Raw genomic sequence first — 18,183 nt, 5'->3', positions numbered from 1 at the left:
TGAATATATAGAATTTAGTGCTTTCCAGATAATTATTTTGTATGTTTATCCAATACTCTTACCGCTAGATACATAGTGACTAAATCGGCTAGCTTCCTAGGGTTCAGTCGGGTCAAATCTTCTATGCGCTTAAGCCTGTAATGAAGGGTATTGATATGGATGTGCAGGGCTGCGGCTGTTTCCTTCAAAGATAGATCACATGCAAAATACATGGAGAGGGTTTTAAGCAGCTCCTCATTAGGAAGCAGCTCCTGAATCGTCCTGGATAAATATTCCTGTTTTGTTTCAGCGGTAACTTCATCAAACAGGACCTCAAGCTTCAAGTTCTCGTCAAATATGATCCCTGATGAAGGACACGCGATTTTCAAGGAACGTTCCGCTCTAAAAAACGCTGACCTGAAGGCGGATCCTGATGCACGCGAACTTACTCCTGCACACACTTTATAACCCGAACTCTCCTCTAGCTTTTTTTGCAGTTTACTTAGTTTCTTATATTGCTGGTTTTTTGAACCGATGAAATCGGCTATTGAAAGAATGACGAATTGGTTCCTCCCCCAACGGACTGCGATGTCATTGGGATGCTGCTGGCTTATGTAAATCTGAAGCGTTCTCCATACATGAGGTTCAATGATTTCCTCAGTCTTGAATTCCCCAAGAGTGATGATTCGGTCTGCATGAACATCGACCCCAAGCAACTTGGCCTTCTGAAGGAAATGTTCATTGAACGTCTGCAGCTGATGCCATTCAAATACAAAGAATTCCATCAGACGTGATTGGGATTCTGCTTGTTCGATATGATAGCTTTCCTGAATGAACATCTCCGTCATCTTTTTTAATAGTTCCGCATAAGGGGAAACATGTTTGGGGTCACCTGTAATTCCAATGACACAAACGGCTTCCTGGTTGAAGAAAATAGGTAGGTTTATACCTGCCTTCACTCCTTTCCAACTACGTTCATCCTGTTTGTTGATGATCAATTTCTCACGATTGTTGAAAGCGTGAATGGCTCCTTCATGATAAGATCCAATACGGCTGCTGTCGGTGCTGGCGATAATTGTGCCAGCATTATCAATAATGATGATTTCCTCTTCAATCAGTTTCCGAACCTCATGAACCAATTTCCCTGCCACAGCTGCCAATTGCATTATATGTCCTCCTTTTTTGTATGGGCTTGAAAAAAATATTTCGAGGCTCCCCTATGAAAAGGGAGCCTCATTCTACTTATGGAATCATCCAGGAAAGGACGCCATTTTGCAAGAAGGTAATCACACAAACAAGCAGCAATAAGAAAAGACTATGTTTGAGCGTGAATCTCAATAATTCCGATTCCCTGCCCGCCAAGCCAACGGCAGCACATGCAATCGCTATCGATTGTGGTGAGATCATCTTTCCGGTGACCCCTCCGGAAGAGTTCGCCGCCAGTGCCAGCACCGGTTCCATTCCAACTTTAAGAGCGGTCACTTTCTGCAGACTGCCAAATAAGAGGTTGGCTGATGTATCCGATCCGGTAATGAACACCCCTAGCCAGCCGAGAACCGGTGCGAAGAACGGAAATAAATCACCCGATTTTGCAAGGGTCATCCCTAATGTTGTCGACATTCCTGAAGAATTCGTCACGTAGGCAAAGGCCACCACGGTAGAAATCATCAAGATAGGCTTTGCCAACTCTTTCATCGCTTCAACAAAGGTGCTATAAAAGTCTTTTGCAGACATGTGTGCGATGAACTTCGTTACGATTGCAGCCAGTAAAATGGCAGTCCCGGCTGCCCCGAGCAGTTCTATTTTATAGAAAGCCGCAATCGGCAATCCATTGCTTCCGATTATCTCATTATGCAGACCTGGGACTTCGATTTGGAAGGTTAATAGCTTCCCGATTTCATTGATTGCGCCAAGCAGCACATTGTTGCCTTCATAATGTCCGGAGAGAGCCGGCTTTATTGGGTTCATCCCCCATATTGTTATGAAAAGCGTTAACAGAAGGAATGGTGACCAAGCATGGAATATCTGCCATTTCGTGTATTTTGTCTCCGCTTCGGCTGTATATAAAGGTTCGACAGTGGCTGCCGTTTCCTCGGAGGCAAAGCGAAAGATCGTTTTAGGTTTCCAGAATTTAAGGAAGATTGCCAATGCAAATAGTGACACTAACGCGGAAAGGATGTCCGGTAGTTCGGGCCCAAGAAAATTTGAACTTAAGTACTGTGTGATGGCAAAGGAAAATCCGGAAACCAAAATTGCCGGCAGGACTTCAAGCGACCTTTTCCACCCAGTCATTATTAAAATGAGATAAAGCGGAATGAAAGCCGAAAGGAATGGCAATTGGCGGCCGACCATTTTTGAGATCTCCATGGCGGCTATGCCAGTAGGGCCTTCCATGGCGATAATCGGTATTCCAACTGCCCCGAATGCTACCGGAGCGGTATTCGCGATCAAACAAATTCCGGCTGCATATAGCGGGTTAAATCCGAGACCGACCAAAAGCGCAGCCGAAATGGCGACAGGTGCTCCAAATCCCGCGGCACCTTCTAAAAATGCCCCGAAAGAAAATGCCACCAATAATGCCTGGAGACGGCGGTCTTCCGTAAGCGAAAGCACTGAAGAACGAATGATATTGAATTGTCCGCTTTTAACAGTCATTTTGTACAAAAATACGGAAGTGATGATTATCCATCCGATTGGGAGCAGCCCATATACGGCTCCCTGTGAAGCAGACATCACTGCTTTTCCTGCAGGCATTCCATATATCAATACAGCCACTGCAAGAGCTACAAGCAAAGTGGTTATACCTGCAATGTAGCCTTTCATACGTTTGATGGTAAGTGCCCAGAAAAAGTAAAGAATTGGAATGAGTGCGGCAAGAGATGATAAAACTAAATTATCGGTGATCGGCGTAAAGTTTTGTGTCCATGTCATTCATTTCGACTCCATTTTCTGTAGATTTTTTAAAAAATTCAGAAATCAATCGCTAATTGAAACCCCTTACATATCGAAATATTCAAAGTCATCAGATGACTTGATGAGTACTCATTAAAATTAAATGATTGAAAATATAAAATCAAGATTTTTTTTATTTTTTGTTGATTTTTCACCCTTCTGGAAGTGTCATATAGCATTTGTGTTATATAATATTAATCAGAGAAACTCATAGAAAATAGAGGTGCTACTACTTGGTATATAAAAAAATAAAGCCGAAAAAAATTTATGAAGAAGTCAGCGATGAACTTTATGAAATGATTCGGTCAGGCAGCCTGAAACCAGGTGAACAATTGGATTCGATTCAGCAGCTTGCGGAAAATTTCCAAGTCGGGCGCCCGGCCATCCGTGAAGCATTAAGTGCATTGAGTTCAATGGGTCTTATTGAAATAAAACAAGGTGAAGGAACATTCGTTAAAACCTTCGACCCCGCCATCATGAACCACCCCTTGTCTGCCGCCCTTTTGATGGATCAAGACAATATCAAGCATTTACTGGAAGTTCGGAAAATACTTGAGTCCGGTACGGCAGAAGTGGCAGCGAAAAAAAGAACGGAAGAAAACCTTATCGAACTCAAGGACAGGCTTTTTAATATGGAAAAGGTATCAGATGATGAAGAACTCAGTGATAAAGCGGATATCGCCTTCCATGTTGCAGTGGCAAACGCATCACAAAATGAGCTGCTGATTACATTGATGAACCATGTTTCAGAATTAATGATGGAAAAGATGCGTGATATCCGTCGGATTGCGCTTTATTCCGAAGAGATGACACTTAAGCAGCTTTATCAGCAGCATGTCAGGATTTATGATGCAATCTTGGCACAGGATGAAGACGGAGCCCGCAGTGCCATGCTGTTTCACCTTCAAAGTGTCGAGGAATCACTTGACCGGGTCATCCAAAAAAATCAGTAAAAGCATAGTTGACCTTTCATTAATTTCAAAAATACCCTATACAAAAAAGGATAAAATTGATATATTATTTTGAAAACGATTATCTCATTTAAAAAATCATGGAAATTGGTATATTCTCTAAACCATTTCCTTTTTCCATTTTCTAGTCATCAGATGACCTGTTAACTTATTTGAAATAGGAGGAGTTCAGATTGAAAGTTACTCTCTTTGCAACATGTTTAGTCGATTTGTTTCAATCCAATGTCGGCAAAGCGACAGTGGAGCTACTCGAGAGATTAGGCTGTGAGATCGATTTCCCGGAATCCCAGATATGCTGCGGACAGCCGGCATATAATAGCGGGTATACGAAGGAATCGAAGGAAGCCATGAAAAAGATGATTAAAACGTTCGCGGATGCTGAATACATCGTAACCCCTTCCGGTTCCTGTGCAGCGATGTTCAAGGAATATCCGGCCCTATTCAAAGGGGATGCCGAATGGGAAAAGAAAGCGGCATCATTAGCGGCTAAAACATATGAATTGACCCAATTCATCGTGGATGTCTTAAAAGTGACCGACGTCGGGGCGACCCTTAAGGGAAAGGCCACTTATCATACTTCATGCCATATGACACGGCTGCTTAAGGTCAAGGAAGCACCTGCCATTTTGTTAAGCCATGTCAGGGGGCTGGAAATGACACCACTTCCGGATGCCCAAAACTGCTGCGGGTTCGGGGGAACTTTTTCGGTCAAGATGGGTGACATTTCCGGGCAAATGGTCGAGGAGAAAGTCTGCAATATTGAAGATACCGGGGCAGATTTTTTAATCGGCGGGGATGCAGGATGTTTGATGAATATCGGCGGGCGGATCCAAAGGAAGGGGCAACCGGTGCAAGTGCTTCATATTGCGGAAGTCCTGAATAGTATTTAAAGAAAGCGAGGAGGGGAAAAAATTATGGCTATGAAAACCAGCTCTGCCAAGTTTAAAGACCGGGTGGATGAAGGAATACATAATGATTTTATGCGATTGGCCGTATCGAGTGCCCAAGAACGATTACACGGACGGCGGCTGACTGCCGTTGATGAATTGGGAAGCTGGGAGGATTGGCGTTCCCTTGGGGAAGAAATCAGGCAGCATGTGCTTAGTAACCTTGATTTCTATTTGCACCAGCTCGCAGAAAATGTTTCGAAAAGAGGCGGTCATGTCTTCTTCGCTCAAACGGCTGAAGAAGCAAGCGGTTACATCAAGGATGTTATTGTAAAAAAGAATGCCAAAAAGGTCGTGAAATCCAAATCGATGGTCACGGAAGAGATCAATTTGAATGCCACTCTTGAGGCAGTTGGCCTCGATGTCGTTGAAACGGACCTTGGTGAATACATTTTACAAGTGGATGATCATGATCCCCCTTCCCATATCGTCGCACCTGCTCTCCATAAAAATAAGGAGCAGATTAGGGATGTTTTTAAAGAAAAGCTTGCATATACGCAAACTGAAAAGCCGGAAGAGCTTACCGCCCATGTCCGGGGCATTCTGCGGAAAGATTTCTTAAGCGCCGATGTGGGCATTACCGGCTGTAATTTTGCGATTGCGGAAACGGGCTCGATCGGACTGGTGACGAATGAAGGAAATGCAGATTTGGTCACCGCCCTCCCAAAAACGCAAATCACCGTGATGGGAATGGAACGGCTTGTACCTACATTCGATGAATTCGAAGTCCTTGTCAGCTTATTGACAAGAAGCGCTGTCGGCCAAAGATTGACCAGTTACATCACCGCACTTACCGGTCCGCGTGATGAAGGTGATGTAGACGGACCCGAGGAGTTTCACCTTGTGATCGTGGATAATGGACGCTCCTCCATCTTGGGAACTGAGTTTCAATCCGTTCTTCAATGCATTCGCTGTGCTGCCTGTATAAATGTCTGCCCGGTCTATCGCCAGGTTGGCGGTCATTCATATGGTTCAATATACCCCGGACCAATCGGTGCTGTGCTTTCACCTTTACTCGGAGGATATGATGATTTTAAGGAACTTCCATATGCCTCCACTCTTTGTGCCGCCTGTACAGATGCCTGTCCGGTAAAGATTCCTCTCCATGATTTACTGAGGAAGCATCGGGAAGTCATCGTTGAAAAGGAAAAAATGGCGCCGTTTTCAGAAAAGATGGCCATGAAGGCCTTCGGAATTGGTGCGGCATCGCCTATGCTTTATAAATTCGGCTCCAAAATCGCACCATCAGCGATGTCCCCTTTTAAAACGGGGGATATCATCTCGAAAGGACCGGGACCGCTCAAAACTTGGACAGAAAGCCGCGAGTTCCCTGCTCCAGGGAAAGAGAGCTTTCGGGACTGGTTCAAAAATCGGGAAAAAGGAGGGAAACCATCATGAATGGAACCATCCATAATGAAGGGACATTTTTAAACAATATAGCAAAAAACCTGGGAAGGGGTCCTATTACGGAAGGCATCTCCGTTCCGGAATGGAAGCACGCCCCCCAAAAAGAAGTTTTGATACATGCGACACCAAATGAGCTTGTCGCGGAATTGGAGGAGCAATGTAAACGGGTGCATACTCAATTTCACGTTACCGACTCCAAGAAAGTGATGCATTGTTTAACACAGGTGATCGAGGAGCTTGGAAACGGACCCTTGATCATCCCTAAGGACGATCGGTTTTCCGACTATGGGTTAGAGGGTATCTTAAAGGAAAAAGATGTCCATATATGGGATCACCAAGCCGGCAAAGAAAATATCGAAAAAGCCGAAAGTGCTAACATCGGAATCACATTCAGTGAGATGACATTAGCAGAATCAGCGACCGTCGTCTTGTTCAGCGACAAGGATCACGGCCGTTCCATCAGCTTCCTTCCTTCTTGCCATGTTTCCATCATTCCAAAAAGCACCATCGTACCGCGAATGACCCAGGCTGCTGCGGCCATCCGTTCAAAAGTTAAACGGGGCGAGGTCGTTCCTTCCTGCATCAATTTCATAACAGGCCCGAGCAACTCTGCTGATATCGAAATGGACCTTGTCGTCGGAGTCCATGGCCCCATCAAAGCGGTCTATATAATCGTCGAAGATAAGTAGAAATAAGAAATAGAAAATGGAGAGGACCTAAATTAGGCCCCTCCATTTTTAACTTTCACTATATTATTCGTAAATGATCCGATCAACCGCTTCGCGATCGAGGCGTTTAATCACTTCGACAATGAGCTTAACTGCATTCTCATAATCATCCCTGTGAAGCATTGCTGCGTGTGAATGAATGTAGCGTGTGGCAATCGTGATCGCCAGAGCGGGAACACCATTTGCCGTTAAATGGATGGAGCCGGCATCCGTCCCGCCGCCTGGAATCGATTCATATTGATAAGGAATATTCATTTCATCAGCCGTGTCGGTGACGAAATCGCGCAATCCCTTATGTGCCACCATCGATGAATCATAGATGACGATTTGCGGGCCTTCCCCCATCTTACTCATCGCTTCTTTTTCGGAAACCCCCGGTGTATCACCAGCAATGCCGACATCGACGGCAAAGCCGATATCCGGCTGAATTTTGAATGTGGATGTTTTGGAGCCACGCAGGCCGACCTCTTCTTGCACTGCGCCAATTCCATATACTACATTAGGATGGTCGCTTTCTTTCAGCTGTTTAAGCACATCAATGGCGATTGCACAGCCAATTCGATTGTCCCAGGCTTTGGCGAGAAGCATCTTTTCATTATTCATGACCGTGAATTCAAAATATGGCACAACCATATCCCCTGGCTTGACGCCCCATTCCTTAACCTCTTTTTTGCTGGATGCACCAATATCAATAAACATATCTTTAATATCAATCGGCTTCTTCCTTGCATCGGCTGACAGGATATGTGGCGGCTTGGAACCGATAATGCCAGTTATATCACCTTTACCTGTAACGATCGTCACGCGCTGGGCCAGCATTACCTGTGACCACCAGCCCCCTACCGGCTGAAAACGCAAAAATCCTTTATCATCAATTTGGGTGATCATGAAACCGACTTCGTCCATATGCCCGGTAACGACGATTTTCGGTCCGTTTTCATCTCCCGTTTTCTTGGCAATCAAACTCCCCAGGCCATCTGTCGATATTTCATCCGCAAATGGTGTTATGTATTCGGTCATCACTTTTCTTACTTCACTTTCATTTCCTGCAATGCCTTTAGCATCCGTTAAGTCCCGAAGCATCTTTAACGTTTCATCCAATTGAGCCATTCTTTTACCTCCCTATAACTTACATTACAAGAATAATTATACAGACAATCGATTACATAAACAATCAGTAGCCTTGCTTTTGCCTTTCGTAATTCACTTCATTTTTGCTTACATACGCTTTTTCCACATCCATTGCCGAAAATCCAAGCAACTCCCCTAAATGTAAATACGCAGCAAATACCCTTTGGAAAGATGACTCTGTCAACTGTGTGCGAAATTCACTGATGTAGCCGTAAATAGCAGTAAATTGAACAGTCAAATCCTCCTGATGCATGGTTGGGCCAGATGGAACTTTCGGTACAAATCCCCGTTCGATCCCGAGTGACAAAATGAAATGAATGCCATCCACGTATTCAGCCAAAATCGTTTCTTTATCAGAGGGGCCTTTAAGACTCCAGAATTTAAAACATCTCGTTTCATTGGCTAGCTCACCAAGCTCCACTAAAAGAGCAAGTATCTTCCGTTCCACCAAGTCTTCAGAACCCAATTCATGCTTTGATTGTATATGCTCATCCAAAGCTGCCTGCATTTCCATTAATTTACCTATGTTCATTTTCATCACTTCTTTCCTTGTCTTCCCCTAAATTATATCAAATAAATGAAACTTATTAAAAACCCATACGTAAATGAAGGGAATCACTCTGTTTAAGGAGGTAGCTCCATGGTATTGATCATGCGGTTCATTCTTTTGGCTCTCATCATTTTCTTAATATATACAGTCATCAAATATCTATTTAATCCGAAAAGAAAATTAGAGCTGGCACATGAACAGAAAAAGTTCTTTCTGCTCGACGATACAGCCAATATACGAAAGAATTTTTTATTGACGTACAACGGGGTGATGTTTGAAGGGGAAAAGTATCTAGGGACGACGGAACGCTCCTTTGAGGTCATCTCCATCTTCATATGGCCCAAGAAAGTGGCCGGCCTAAAAGGCTTGAAGCGAAATGACTTTTTAAAAATCGAGGAAGCCATAAAAAAACAATATCCGGATGCCGTTATTGATTGGAAAAGCCCTGTTAAGGAATTTTTACAAAAATGAAAAAAAAATCACACGTAATGAAGAGCCTTGAGAAAAATGTACTCAAGGCTCTATATTAATCATCTGAACGAAAAAATTCCTTCCAGGGAACGACCGTCTGTTTCTCTCTCAATAAATAGAGCAATAAGGTTAAGGATAATAAAATGATGACGATCAGGGTTGGACTGAAATCTGAAATATAGTGGCCAAAAACCGTATATACGAATGCTACAGGGAGATTAGTCATGAAGGATAGATAAAAATAATTTTTCAGCCCTTTATTGGATTCCAATAAGCAAAGCGACAGCAAGTAAAAGTGAATGAATGGTATTAGCCTCAGTACTGCAATTTGCCGGCTGTTTAGCTTTCGGTTTCCAAAAAGCTTATTCTTAAGTCGCAGCAGCCTATCCTTTGTTTTCGGAAATTTGCCTATCACGAAATAAAAGGCCATACTGGACAACGTCAAACCGATTACCGAATAGATGGTTCCAAAAGCTGCCCCGAATAATACTCCTCCAGACATGCAAACCACAATGACGGGAATGAATAAAAATTGCCTTAATAAATGAAAAGTGATAAAAATCAACGGTGCAAACACGCTTCCTGATTGAACGTAGCTCATCACAAGTGTCAGTTTATCATTCATGCTCTCCCTCCAGCTACTCTTTGCTGCTTCTACAAGCATATACATTATAGCGGCTACATATTACAATTGAATGAATATCTTAATCAATAAGCCTATCTGAAGAATCATCAATATCGGCAGGCCCCACTTAAAAGCGGCATGCTTCGTCTTATGGCGGAATTGCTTCATCCCCAAAAAGGACCCAGTCCCTCCGCCTATGACCGCCCAAAACCAAAGTGTCTTTTCACTGATCCGGTACTCCCCATTACGCGCTTTCCTTTTGTCGATTCCCATTAAGGCAAACCCGATGATGTTTGTGATGATCATATAAGCAGCAATGAACCATACTCCTTGCATCCTTATTCCCTCCTTTAAATATGTAAAAAGCCACCCTCTTGAAAAGAGAGTGGCTGTATCAGTCAGACTTATTTGTCTAATTGTTGTTTAGCAGCAGTTGCTAATTGAGCAAAAGCTTGTTCGTCAGCAACAGCAAGATCAGCAAGCATTTTGCGGTTCACTTCGATACCAGCAAGCTTTAGACCATGCATTAAACGGCTGTAAGAAAGACCGTTGATGCGTGCTGCAGCGTTGATACGAGTGATCCAAAGTTTGCGGAAATCACGTTTCTTTTGACGACGGTCACGGAAAGCATAGTTTCCTGACTTCATTACTTGTTGGTTAGCTACTTTGAAAAGAATATGTTTCGCGCCATAGTAACCTTTAGCTAATTTTATTACCTTTTTACGACGTTTGCGAGTAACAGTACCGCCTTTTACACGTGGCATGTTATTTCCCTCCTATTTAACTCGATAAATCGAACTTATTTAATGTTGTCTAGCATATGACGAATACGTTTGAAGTCACCTTTGCTTACAAGGCTAGCTTTGCGAAGCTTACGCTTTTGCTTAGTAGATTTGTTAGCAAATAAATGGCTTGTGTAAGCGTTAGAACGCTTAAGTTTGCCGGATCCAGTCTTTTTGAAACGTTTAGCAGATCCGCGGTGAGTTTTCATTTTAGGCATAAGGTATTCCTCCTCATTACAAATTACTTTACAATTACTTTTCGTTTTTCGGTGCTAAGATAATGAACATGCTGCGCCCGTCCATTTTTGGGTGTTGCTCGATTGTAGCCACTTCTTTACATGCTTCAGAAAAACGAACGAGTACACGTTGACCAATTTCCTTATGCGTAATGGCACGTCCTTTGAATCGGATAGAAGCTTTTACTTTATCGCCTTTTTCAAGGAATTTAATACCGTTGCGAAGCTTCGTATTGAAATCGTGTTCTTCAATCGTCGGGCTCAAACGAACCTCTTTCAGACTGATGACTTTTTGATTTTTACGTGCTTCCTTGTCTTTCTTTTGCTGCTCGAAGCGGTGTTTTCCGTAGTCCATGATCCGGGCTACCGGAGGCTTTGCATTTGCAGCAACTAAAACTAGATCAAGATTTACACGAGCGGCAATTTCCAATGCTTCGAATTTCGTTTTAATTCCAAGTTGTTCTCCGTTTTGGTCAATAAGACGAACTTCACGGGCTCGGATGCCCTCGTTTACCATCGCGTCTTTACTAATAGTTAGCCACCTCCAAAGATATTGGCGAATACGAATATTTGAATAAATTCGGTCACGCTCACAACTCGCTTACAGGATATAATCATAATAAAAAAGTGTGGATGCATGCTGCACCCACACTGATAGACTCATTCAGAAAGATCCAAATAATCAAATCATGACCTGTTAACTGCATTGTTTGCGTCAACCAGGTGAGAAGCGGGTGCTTCTTCTTTTCATCAAACACGTATTCAATTCACTTTAGAAATATATCATAAACACTGATGACTTGTCAAATGCTAATTTATTCGTTTTTCACAACAAAATTAATATTATCAGACATTCAGTTATTTGACAATACGTTTTTTAAAGTAATTTGGACAAAAAATATTCATCATGATATTTCCCATCAAAAAACAATGATTCCCGCTTTATTCCTTCCTTTTCAAAACCCATCTTTCGATATAAGGAAAGCGCAGGGGCGTTGTTTGCAATCACGGACAATTCCAGGCGCCGGATTCCGTTTGTCCGTGCATGCTCCTCCATTTTTTGAAATAGCTTCGTACCAATGCCTTTTCCCCGGTCAGTTTCATTGATGCCGATGACGATTTTGGCTGAATGCCTCGTTCGGCCCATTTGATTGCCCAATAAGATCAGGTAACCATACAGTTCATGGCCGCTAGCAGCAACGAGGAAAACGGAAAGGGGATTTTTTTCGATTTGCTCCATTTGCTTCTCCATTTGTTTCGCTGTCGCTTTTCTTTCTCCAGGGTTGAACAGCATATACCCGGAATCTTCAACATGATTGAACAGAGCAGCCAAGTTATCCGCGTCTTCCCTTGAAGCCTTTCTAATCTCCATTTATCCCCACTCCCCCTTTGGTTACAGTCCATACTGACAGAAGCCTTCAAATGTTAAGAGTTTTCTTTCTCCTTTTTCTTTTTCTCAATGGCGTCCCAAGAAAATAGGGCTATCCAAAATAACAGGACCGGGACGATGGCATATTGTCGATAACCATCCAATAACAATAAGATGATGATGACAAGGAATGTCGGTCCGAATAGATAAGTAAATTTCTTTTTCATGCTGCCCCTCCTTTTCATTGCTGTACATATTTTCACATGATGGTTTCATTTTATCATGCCATAATTAAAAAGAGGGACACAACTATATGTGCCCCTCTTTTTGATGTTAACGGCTTACTTCAGCCTTAATCGCTGAAACGAAATCTTCAAAAGCGATCGTTTCGGATTTTTGTTCACCGTACTTACGTACATTCACGCTGCCTTCTTTGGCTTCGTTGTCTCCAACAACCAGCATGTACGGGATTTTTTGCATTTGCGCTTCACGGATTTTGTAACCGATTTTCTCGTCACGTGTATCCAGGTCGACACGAATGCCTTGCGCTTTAAGTTTTTCCTGTACTTCTTTCGCATAATCCAAGTGCACCTCAGGTGAGACCGGGATCACTTGTGCTTGGATAGGTGCAAGCCAAGTCGGGAATGCCCCCTTGTATTCTTCGATCAAATAAGCGACAAAACGTTCCATTGTGGAAACGACACCGCGGTGGATAACAACCGGACGATGCTGCTTGCCGTCCTCACCGACGTAATTAAGATCAAAACGTTCAGGAAGCAAGAAATCAAGCTGAACAGTGGAAAGCGTTTCATCTTTCCCTAAAGCAGTACGTACCTGAACATCAAGCTTAGGACCGTAGAATGCCGCCTCACCTTCCGCTTCAAAGTAATCCAGACCAAGTTCATCCATCGCGCCTTTTAACATGCTTTGCGCTTTTTCCCACATATCATCATCATCGAAGTATTTTTCTGTATCCTGCGGATCGCGATATGACAGACGGAATGAATAATCCTTGATATCGAAATCTTTATATACTTCCAGAACCAGGTTCACAACGCGCTTGAACTCTTCTTTGATTTGGTCGGGGCGGACAAAAATGTGTGCATCATTCAATGTCATCCCACGTACACGCTGAAGGCCTGAAAGGGCACCTGACATTTCATAGCGGTGCATCAAGCCTAGCTCGGCAATCCGGATTGGCAGTTCCCGGTAGCTGTGGATGCTGTTTTTATAGACCATCATGTGATGCGGGCAGTTCATCGGACGCAGGACAAGCTGTTCGTTTTCCATCTCCATGACAGGGAACATGCCGTCCTGGTAATGATCCCAGTGTCCAGAAGTTTTATAAAGGTCCACGCTACCCATTACAGGTGTGTAGACATGGTCATAACCCAACCGTTCTTCCTTGTCCACGATATACCTTTCGATTGTCCGGCGGATGGTCGCTCCTTTTGGCAACCACATCGGCAGCCCTTGCCCCACTTTCTGTGAGCTCATGAACAAGTTCAATTCTTTACCGATTTTACGATGGTCACGTTCCTTTGCTTCTTCAAGGAAACGCAGGTGTTCGGCCAAATCTTCTTTTTTATAGAAAGCCGTACCGTAAATGCGTTGCAGCATTTTGTTTTTGCTATCGCCTCTCCAGTATGCTCCAGCGATGCTCAATAGCTTGAATTCTTTGATTTTCCCAGTTGATGGAACATGAATTCCACGACAAAGGTCAAAAAATTCACCCTGCTCATAAAGCGTTACCTGCTGATCGGCAGGAATTGCATCGATCAACTCCAATTTATACTCGTCGCCTATTTCTTTAAAACGGGAAATCGCTTCATCACGACTTACTTCGATGCGGGAAATTTCCAAGTTCTCGTTGACGATTTTCTTCATTTCTTTTTCAATCAATGGAAGGTCTTCGGGAGTCAATGATTCCTCCAGATCCATATCATAGTAAAAGCCGCCCTCGATGACTGGACCTACGCCGAATTTAGCGTTTTTGTACAAACGTTTGATCGCTTGTGCCATCAAGTGCGCTGTACTGTGACGCAATACTTCAAGAGCATCCGCTGTGTCCTGTGTGACGATTTCGATTGAACCATCTTGTTCAATCGGCCGTTTCACATCATATAATTCACCATTGAATTTTCCGGCAATGGATTTTTTCCTTAAACCAGGACTGATGGATGCAGCGATGTCTTCAGTTGTTGTGCCTTTAGCAAACTCCTTAACCGCTCCGTCAGGAAAAGATATTTTCAGTAATTCTGACATTGAGTTTCACTCCTTCTTATTGTTCGAACAAATTACGGGTATTTGATTCCATTACAACACAAAAAAGCCCGTCCCTGTATAAAACAGGGACGAGCTTAGTAATAAATATCATTAACCCGCGGTTCCACCCTCGTTCCAGCTTGCTTTTCACGGCAAAATGGCACTTGTAACTTGGTAACGGCAGCTTCCCGTCAGCTCATATTCACAGGATGCCTGCTTTCCGAGCCGAAGTTTAAAGGTGGTAAGTGTTCCATGCGAATAGGAAGCTTACAGCCTGTTGGCTCCCCTCTCTGATAATCGGCGACTAGAATACCCTTGTCCTCATCATAACTTTTAGTTTTTTAATAGTATGTAGGAAATTATAATTTGTTATACGGTGAAAATCAAGGTTAATTTTCTTTTTTCCACGAAAGATCATTCAAATGCATAGAAAATGACGAAAGTGGCAGGATAGTGGCCCGTTCTTCGAAAATCCTTGAAATGGTCTGGATCAGCCCCTCATCCTTGTCATCGGTATAGATACATAAGTTTTCAGGAGCAATCGATAAAAGCGGGGCAAGTATCACCGTATCGAGAAATAGTGAACTTTTGGCAAGAAGCCTCCTGTCGATCATACTATTGATTTTTGGGCGGTCGAGCTTGCTGAACTTCTGATCATAGAAATGAAAACCATCCCGGTTGACCAGGTGAAGCTTTCTTAATTTCGACTCCTGCCCTTGAAGGCAATCACGGAGCGTAGCAATGAAATTTTGATAGTCCTGTTCCAGCTTGTATTCATCAATCGCCTTGACGACAAACTTTTCCAACGTGTGCTGAAATGATTTCAAACGGAAGGTCGTAAAAGAATCGAATGAAAAAGATACCTTTCCAGCCAAGATGCTTTGAAGTCCCTCCTCAATCAATCGTTTCTCCGTACTGAATGCTTCATCTTGACTCCTGGCTCTTTCCACCTCGATGATTGATGATGCAATTTCAATGATGGCTTCAATTTCTTCCCGTTCCCTATAAAAAAATTTACCGACTATTATTTGCTCCAGAACAGGAAGCGTCTTTTCTTCCAATAAAAAAGAATGAAATGCATCACGAAGCAGAATTAGCCATTCATCACCTGAAGACTCCGTCATATCCACATACATGCCTTGTTGCGGAAGAAATCGAATATATGCTTGAAATTCTGCCCCCAGTGGATGGACAGAAACGAAATTCAGTAATTTCAATGCCTCTGAATCGTTTTGAAACGAAATTTGCACTACGACATCCCCCCTTCCCCCTTGCTTCTTTTTTCATGTATATGGGGATGGGGACGTGTTTAGAAGTAGGATGAGCCTTGTATGATGAAAAAAGTGACCTCCATTAAGAGACCACTTTTCTTCATCTTCTCCGATTCATACCATCAAGCTTGACCGGCTCAGCTAAATATTGAATTCTTTCCAGTACCCTGGCCGCCTTCACTTCTTCCTTCTCACCACGCTGTGAAAAGGTCAGGTGGTTCTCCAGGCCATTCAAGTCAAAATTCGAAGTGAAAAACGTTGGCAGGTTTTCCAGCATCCTGAATTGTAAAATCGGACCAAAAACCTCATCGCGTCCCCAGCTCGTCATGGACTCCGCTCCAATATCATCAAGCATGAGGACAGGTGCCGTTTTCACCATTTCAATTTTTTCATTGACCGTATTATCACCTATCGATCCCTTAAGTTCCCTCAAGTAGTCAGGTACATAGACAATAAGGGAGGAAATTTGCCTTTTTGCAAGTTCATTGGCGATCGCACCTAATAAGTACGTTTTCCCAACGCCGAATTTCCCATAAATATATAAGCCTTTTTGCCTTTTACCTGGCTCATATTCCATAATGAACGACATCGCTTTACTTAAGACAGACAAGCGTTTGTTTTCATTATCCGTTTGGGTAAAGTCTTCAATGCTCGCCTTTAAAATATCCTTCGGTACATACAGGCTGCGGATCAACTTTTCCCGTTTCCGCTTTTCATCCTCTGCCAATTTCCGCGGGCAGACTTCATAATGCAGGTTCAGGGCTTTCCCTTGAACCACCAATTTGGGATAATACCCCTGCATCATATTGATGCAGCCATCCAAGCTCGGACATTTATCACACTTATTGCTTTGTGAAGTGAACTCATAAAGCTTCCCCAAGTTTTTATCAATCATTTCCTTCGTGACCGTCGAGCTGTTGGCATTCATAAATAACCGCACTTGTTCGTTTTCAAAAATCTCCTGCTTCAGCTTTTCATAACGCTGTTGAAATTGATTTGTATTCGCCAATTTATTAAGAGACCTATTAATCTTTTCCATCGTTCATTTCACCTCCTGCTTTCCACTGCTTCCATTTCTCCAGAAGCTCGCGTTTCTGGGCATCCAATTCAGGCTGATCTGCATTCTGCTCCTGCTGTGCTTCTTCTTTTTTCTCAAGCCACTCCGGAACCACTTCTTCACGTATCGCCTTTTTCCGGCCGCCCTTCGCAGCATTCCTGCTTCCTTGAGCCCAGTCCTGATATTTCCTATGTTCATTTTTAGCCAGCTCCATCGCCTCGACCACCGTGGAGACCTTCAGTCGTGCCCAATGGCCTGCCAGCTTTTCGACATAGCCCTTCGTGAACTTCATATCCGCTTTGAGCATGACATATTCAATCAAGACATTGACGACACCCGGATTCAGCTTTTGATTGATCATCACGCCCTCAACGACTTTCAAATCACCGCTTGATGGCTCTGCACCGCCAGACAATTGCATCAGCCGCTCCCTTGGGGAAATCGTCTCCAAATGGCGGATTAACTCTTGTTCCTGTGTTTTCGGTTCCTCTTTTTGCGTCCGTTCACGAATCGGCTGCACCCGATTGACAAGGGAAGGCATATCGGCCTGTCGTTCAATCTGATACCAGTCCCTTGCCGCCTTTCTGAGCACTTCCTCATCGATCTCATCATCCAATGAAACGGCATCCATTACTAGTTTTTGCATTTCAAGCGGATCGATGCCATATAAAAAAGCAAGTTTGGCAATCGTATTTTTTATTTTCGGAGTAAATGCCTTTTTCGGTACGATCGAGGATTTTATCCCGGCAAATAAAAGGTCGAAATCAAATAAGTCATCAAACCCCGATGGCTCGACGCCATCCGTCCGATCGATGTATTGCTGTTCAGGCATCGGCTGCCATTCATTTTTCGCTTCATCCGTTACATATAAAGAGTCCAAATGATCTGATGAGAATACTTCCGCAAAAGATTTAGTCACACCTTCATATTGATCGGTTAAGATATGGTCATCACAAAAGAATCTCTTTAACCGGTTGAATTGCGCTTTACCGATTTTTTTGTATAAGTAAATATTCAGCATTCCATCCGTGAAAAACTGCTGGGGGGAAAGCGGCGGGTTTAACTCATAGATGAATTCCTTCGTTTCATTTTTCGATTTCTTATATACATTCAACAGACCGATTCCCTCAAGTAAAAGCCGGGCTTCGTAAATATCAGCTAACTTAAGGCCGATGGTATTCATTAATTGATAATGTGAGGAGGTTTCCGACCATAGCCTGTTCTCCTCCAACTCACTCCATAACGTCATATATAGGCTAATGCATATAGGTCCAATAAGAGGTTGATATAGTCGGGTAAGTATTTTCCGATCATAGTCATGAAGCAGCCCCGCAGATGAGACCAAATATGAATCAGCTGGGAGCAATTCTTGCCAATGCTTTGACATCTCCATTCAAACCTTTCAAAAGATGTAGTGAAAAAAGAGCCAAAGTGAATCTTCA

20 protein-coding genes and 1 other annotated feature are annotated in these 18,183 nt (G+C 43.2%); of the genes, 5 read left to right on the top strand and 15 right to left on the bottom strand.

Going from position 1 to position 18,183, the window contains the following annotated elements; translation table 11 throughout:
• Positions 1-32: 32 nt before the first annotated feature.
• Both ACQKMF_RS03470 and ACQKMF_RS03465 read right to left on the bottom strand, forming a co-directional pair.
• Positions 33-1,145: a PucR family transcriptional regulator gene (locus ACQKMF_RS03470; protein WP_427571773.1), complete on the bottom strand. Its 1,113-nt coding sequence runs from the start codon at positions 1,143-1,145 to the stop codon at positions 33-35.
• 76 nt (positions 1,146-1,221) lie between these two features.
• On the bottom strand, positions 1,222-2,910 hold the full coding sequence (locus tag ACQKMF_RS03465; RefSeq protein ID WP_402938856.1) for an L-lactate permease: 1,689 nt from the start codon (positions 2,908-2,910) through the stop codon (positions 1,222-1,224).
• Between the two features lie 254 nt (positions 2,911-3,164).
• On the opposite strand from ACQKMF_RS03465, the gene ACQKMF_RS03460 reads away from it, so the two are divergent.
• The 4 genes from ACQKMF_RS03460 to ACQKMF_RS03445 all read left to right on the top strand — a co-directional run bounded on the left by ACQKMF_RS03460 (position 3,165) and on the right by ACQKMF_RS03445 (position 6,945).
• Positions 3,165-3,884, top strand: coding sequence for a FadR/GntR family transcriptional regulator (locus tag ACQKMF_RS03460; RefSeq protein ID WP_402938859.1), 720 nt, complete (start codon positions 3,165-3,167; stop codon positions 3,882-3,884).
• A gap of 191 nt (positions 3,885-4,075) precedes the next feature.
• Positions 4,076-4,792, top strand: a complete 717-nt coding sequence (locus tag ACQKMF_RS03455; protein WP_101222868.1) for a (Fe-S)-binding protein — start codon at positions 4,076-4,078, stop codon at positions 4,790-4,792.
• 24 nt (positions 4,793-4,816) lie between these two features.
• Positions 4,817-6,247, top strand: coding sequence for a LutB/LldF family L-lactate oxidation iron-sulfur protein (locus ACQKMF_RS03450; RefSeq protein ID WP_230176764.1), 1,431 nt, complete (start codon positions 4,817-4,819; stop codon positions 6,245-6,247).
• Positions 6,241-6,945 (top strand): LutC/YkgG family protein, encoded by a 705-nt coding sequence (locus ACQKMF_RS03445; protein ID WP_402940125.1) that lies wholly within the window; start codon positions 6,241-6,243, stop codon positions 6,943-6,945. Before ACQKMF_RS03450 ends, ACQKMF_RS03445 begins: the two co-directional genes overlap by 7 nt.
• A 63-nt stretch (positions 6,946-7,008) precedes the next feature.
• On the opposite strand, the gene ACQKMF_RS03440 is transcribed toward ACQKMF_RS03445, so the two are convergent.
• Positions 7,009-8,094, bottom strand: a complete 1,086-nt coding sequence (locus tag ACQKMF_RS03440; protein WP_101222873.1) for a M42 family metallopeptidase — start codon at positions 8,092-8,094, stop codon at positions 7,009-7,011.
• A 64-nt stretch (positions 8,095-8,158) separates the two neighbouring features.
• Complete coding sequence (locus ACQKMF_RS03435) at positions 8,159-8,647, bottom strand: dUTP diphosphatase (RefSeq protein WP_427571769.1); 489 nt, start codon at positions 8,645-8,647, stop codon at positions 8,159-8,161.
• A 108-nt stretch (positions 8,648-8,755) separates the two neighbouring features.
• Here ACQKMF_RS03435 and ACQKMF_RS03430 point away from each other — a divergent pair, with 108 nt between their 5' ends.
• Complete coding sequence (locus ACQKMF_RS03430) at positions 8,756-9,136, top strand: sigma-w pathway protein ysdB (protein WP_101222875.1); 381 nt, start codon at positions 8,756-8,758, stop codon at positions 9,134-9,136.
• Between the two features lie 55 nt (positions 9,137-9,191).
• On the opposite strand, the gene ACQKMF_RS03425 is transcribed toward ACQKMF_RS03430, so the two are convergent.
• From ACQKMF_RS03425 to ACQKMF_RS03375, 11 genes are all read right to left on the bottom strand, one after another.
• Positions 9,192-9,761, bottom strand: coding sequence for a TVP38/TMEM64 family protein (locus tag ACQKMF_RS03425; protein WP_063232748.1), 570 nt, complete (start codon positions 9,759-9,761; stop codon positions 9,192-9,194).
• Positions 9,762-9,821: 60 nt separating this feature from the next.
• Entirely contained in the window at positions 9,822-10,097 is a 276-nt protein-coding gene (locus ACQKMF_RS03420; RefSeq protein WP_101222879.1) for a DUF1294 domain-containing protein, read from the bottom strand.
• 68 nt (positions 10,098-10,165) lie between these two features.
• Positions 10,166-10,525 (bottom strand): 50S ribosomal protein L20, encoded by a 360-nt coding sequence (gene rplT, locus ACQKMF_RS03415; RefSeq protein ID WP_034309067.1) that lies wholly within the window; start codon positions 10,523-10,525, stop codon positions 10,166-10,168.
• 35 nt (positions 10,526-10,560) lie between these two features.
• Entirely contained in the window at positions 10,561-10,761 is a 201-nt protein-coding gene (rpmI, locus tag ACQKMF_RS03410; protein WP_034309070.1) for a 50S ribosomal protein L35, read from the bottom strand.
• Between the two features lie 34 nt (positions 10,762-10,795).
• On the bottom strand, positions 10,796-11,296 hold the full coding sequence (gene infC / locus ACQKMF_RS03405; RefSeq protein ID WP_034309072.1) for a translation initiation factor IF-3: 501 nt from the start codon (positions 11,294-11,296) through the stop codon (positions 10,796-10,798).
• A 98-nt stretch (positions 11,297-11,394) separates the two neighbouring features.
• Positions 11,395-11,531, bottom strand: a sequence feature (ribosomal protein L20 leader region).
• A gap of 125 nt (positions 11,532-11,656) precedes the next feature.
• Positions 11,657-12,151 carry a GNAT family N-acetyltransferase gene (locus ACQKMF_RS03400; protein ID WP_230176763.1) on the bottom strand — a complete coding sequence of 165 codons (495 nt, stop codon included), beginning with the start codon at positions 12,149-12,151 and terminating at the stop codon, positions 11,657-11,659.
• A gap of 53 nt (positions 12,152-12,204) precedes the next feature.
• Positions 12,205-12,375, bottom strand: coding sequence for a hypothetical protein (locus ACQKMF_RS03395; protein ID WP_427571766.1), 171 nt, complete (start codon positions 12,373-12,375; stop codon positions 12,205-12,207).
• Between the two features lie 106 nt (positions 12,376-12,481).
• The gene (thrS, locus tag ACQKMF_RS03390; RefSeq protein ID WP_427571764.1) at positions 12,482-14,413 is read right to left on the bottom strand and encodes a threonine--tRNA ligase; all 1,932 of its coding nucleotides are present in this window, start codon (positions 14,411-14,413) and stop codon (positions 12,482-12,484) included.
• A gap of 389 nt (positions 14,414-14,802) precedes the next feature.
• Positions 14,803-15,663 carry a sporulation protein YtxC gene (gene ytxC / locus ACQKMF_RS03385; RefSeq protein WP_427571762.1) on the bottom strand — a complete coding sequence of 287 codons (861 nt, stop codon included), beginning with the start codon at positions 15,661-15,663 and terminating at the stop codon, positions 14,803-14,805.
• Positions 15,664-15,784: 121 nt separating this feature from the next.
• Positions 15,785-16,723, bottom strand: coding sequence for a primosomal protein DnaI (dnaI, locus tag ACQKMF_RS03380; RefSeq protein WP_101222887.1), 939 nt, complete (start codon positions 16,721-16,723; stop codon positions 15,785-15,787).
• A complete protein-coding gene (locus tag ACQKMF_RS03375; RefSeq protein ID WP_427571760.1) occupies positions 16,710-18,128 on the bottom strand; it encodes a replication initiation and membrane attachment family protein in 1,419 nt (472 codons plus the stop codon). The genes dnaI and ACQKMF_RS03375 overlap by 14 nt, the downstream gene beginning before the upstream one ends.
• Positions 18,129-18,183 lie beyond the last annotated feature (55 nt).

The organism is Peribacillus sp. NPDC101480 (assembly GCF_050277335.1).
Classification (GTDB): domain Bacteria; phylum Bacillota; class Bacilli; order Bacillales; family DSM-1321; genus Peribacillus.
This window is presented reverse-complemented; position numbering and strand designations above follow the sequence as displayed.

Excerpts from the sequence above, each read along its gene's own strand:
- ACQKMF_RS03400 (WP_230176763.1), bottom strand. The coding sequence starts at position 12,151 with ATGGAGATTAGAAAGGCTTCAAGGGAAGACGCGGATAACTTGGCTGCT.
- ACQKMF_RS03375 (WP_427571760.1), bottom strand. The coding sequence starts at position 18,128 with ATGTCAAAGCATTGGCAAGAATTGCTCCCAGCTGATTCATATTTGGTC.
- ACQKMF_RS03420 (WP_101222879.1), bottom strand. The coding sequence starts at position 10,097 with ATGCAAGGAGTATGGTTCATTGCTGCTTATATGATCATCACAAACATC.
- infC (WP_034309072.1), bottom strand. The coding sequence starts at position 11,296 with ATGGTAAACGAGGGCATCCGAGCCCGTGAAGTTCGTCTTATTGACCAA.
- ACQKMF_RS03440 (WP_101222873.1), bottom strand. The coding sequence starts at position 8,094 with ATGGCTCAATTGGATGAAACGTTAAAGATGCTTCGGGACTTAACGGAT.
- ACQKMF_RS03450 (WP_230176764.1), top strand. The coding sequence starts at position 4,817 with ATGGCTATGAAAACCAGCTCTGCCAAGTTTAAAGACCGGGTGGATGAA.
- ACQKMF_RS03425 (WP_063232748.1), bottom strand. The coding sequence starts at position 9,761 with ATGAATGATAAACTGACACTTGTGATGAGCTACGTTCAATCAGGAAGC.
- rplT (WP_034309067.1), bottom strand. The coding sequence starts at position 10,525 with ATGCCACGTGTAAAAGGCGGTACTGTTACTCGCAAACGTCGTAAAAAG.
- ACQKMF_RS03395 (WP_427571766.1), bottom strand. The coding sequence starts at position 12,375 with ATGAAAAAGAAATTTACTTATCTATTCGGACCGACATTCCTTGTCATC.
- ACQKMF_RS03465 (WP_402938856.1), bottom strand. The coding sequence starts at position 2,910 with ATGACATGGACACAAAACTTTACGCCGATCACCGATAATTTAGTTTTA.
- dnaI (WP_101222887.1), bottom strand. The coding sequence starts at position 16,723 with ATGGAAAAGATTAATAGGTCTCTTAATAAATTGGCGAATACAAATCAA.
- thrS (WP_427571764.1), bottom strand. The coding sequence starts at position 14,413 with ATGTCAGAATTACTGAAAATATCTTTTCCTGACGGAGCGGTTAAGGAG.
- ACQKMF_RS03430 (WP_101222875.1), top strand. The coding sequence starts at position 8,756 with ATGGTATTGATCATGCGGTTCATTCTTTTGGCTCTCATCATTTTCTTA.
- ACQKMF_RS03435 (WP_427571769.1), bottom strand. The coding sequence starts at position 8,647 with ATGAACATAGGTAAATTAATGGAAATGCAGGCAGCTTTGGATGAGCAT.
- ACQKMF_RS03470 (WP_427571773.1), bottom strand. The coding sequence starts at position 1,145 with ATGCAATTGGCAGCTGTGGCAGGGAAATTGGTTCATGAGGTTCGGAAA.
- rpmI (WP_034309070.1), bottom strand. The coding sequence starts at position 10,761 with ATGCCTAAAATGAAAACTCACCGCGGATCTGCTAAACGTTTCAAAAAG.